This is a genomic window from Methylophaga sp. UBA4204, from assembly GCF_002379485.1.
GTDB lineage: Bacteria > Pseudomonadota > Gammaproteobacteria > Nitrosococcales > Methylophagaceae > Methylophaga.
In genome coordinates this window covers 77,341-78,692 of record NZ_DFTU01000037.1, presented here as the reverse complement: position 1 = coordinate 78,692, position 1,352 = coordinate 77,341, and the positions used below count along the sequence as shown (strand labels likewise).

The following is a 1,352-nucleotide window of genomic DNA, read 5'->3' as shown; positions in this document are numbered from 1 at the left end:
CCGAGATAGGCGGTCAGTTGCTGCGCGGTATCCAGCATTGAATCAAATACTGTCAGACCATTTACCGGGCCAGGAAGTCTGGCAAACATTAATAAGCCAGGAGTCTTCATTGAAATCAATTGATCAGGAAGCAAAGTACCGGGATCCAGAATATTCGCCACACTGAACAATGTCTGTCGGCGATTATTAACGGTATAACGATGATATATCTGCATATCACCGAAATGCATTTCCTGCTGTTCAAGTGCAGATTTGATTGCCCGTCCGGTAAACATTTGTGATTCGGGGGCCATAATGGTCAATGCCACCACCATTTCCCAATCGGGCGTATCGTCCTCTTCGTCAACATCGGCAAATTCGTCATCCATTTCCGAATCGTCGAATTCGTCGTTAACATCAGCCACATCTGAATCCATACGAACTTTGGGTCCGTCGGATAAATCCACAGTATCTTGCGCAAAAACTGAGTCAAATCGCGCGTGAAAATCACTATTCTCGTCGTTATCAAAACGATCCAGTTCACGCTCGAATTCCTGGGCACGCTGTTGCTGCCGGGAATGGCTATACCAGCCGCCAATAATCAGCGCCACTAAAACAACTACAGACAGGAGAATGATTTCTAACACTTAATTAAATCTGCCAACTCAGGGATAATAACGGTTTTGTTCACACTTAGAGATTACCTATGTCTACGCTACCAAGCAAACAACTGGAAACCTTCGATAACGCAGTACCGGAGCGGGATTATACCATCCACATCGAAACACCTGAATTTACTTGTCTGTGTCCGAAAACTGGTCAGCCGGATTTTGCCACGATTAAGATCGATTATGTACCGGATTTAAAATGCGTTGAACTGAAATCTCTGAAGCTTTACTTCTGGTCTTACCGTGAAGAAGGTGGTTTTCATGAAAAACTGACCAACCAGATTCTGACTGATTTAGTGGCTGCAACTGAACCCCGTTTTATGCGTGTTACCGGCATTTTCAATGTCCGTGGTGGCGTTTATACCAATGTTGTTGCCGAATATCGCAAAGAAGGTTGGGTCGCACCAACGCCTGTCCAGCTTCCATAAATATGCGCGAGAGCGCATGGATTGGCATTGATTTCGGCACCTCCGGGTGCCGGGTCTGCGCCGTAGACCAAAACGGCAATATTATTGCCCAGATTGAACAAAACCTTCCCGCAGCTCCACACCCTTACCTCTCACCCAAACAGCAGTCTCTTTATCTTTTTGAGGCGCTAAAAAGGCTGGTAAAGCAACTTCCCGCAGTTGTCATTGAATCCATTAGCATTGATGCGACTTCCGGCTCGGTAATGTTATCTGATCACCAAGGAAATCCTCTGACCAA

General features: G+C 46.0%; 2 protein-coding genes and 1 pseudogene. 2 read left to right on the top strand and 1 reads right to left on the bottom strand.

Annotated elements, in window-relative coordinates; all coding sequences use genetic code 11:
- On the bottom strand, positions 1 to 626 hold a 626-nt coding region (locus B3182_RS05455), incomplete at its 3' end, for a cell division protein ZipA C-terminal FtsZ-binding domain-containing protein (RefSeq protein WP_292751881.1).
- A 59-nt stretch (positions 627 to 685) separates the two neighbouring features.
- On the opposite strand from B3182_RS05455, the gene queF reads away from it, so the two are divergent.
- Both queF and B3182_RS05445 read left to right on the top strand, forming a co-directional pair.
- Positions 686 to 1,075 (top strand): preQ(1) synthase, encoded by a 390-nt coding sequence (gene queF / locus B3182_RS05450; protein ID WP_292356861.1) that lies wholly within the window; start codon positions 686 to 688, stop codon positions 1,073 to 1,075.
- A 2-nt stretch (positions 1,076 to 1,077) separates the two neighbouring features.
- Positions 1,078 to 1,352, top strand: a pseudogene (locus tag B3182_RS05445) (hypothetical protein); the annotation flags it as partial.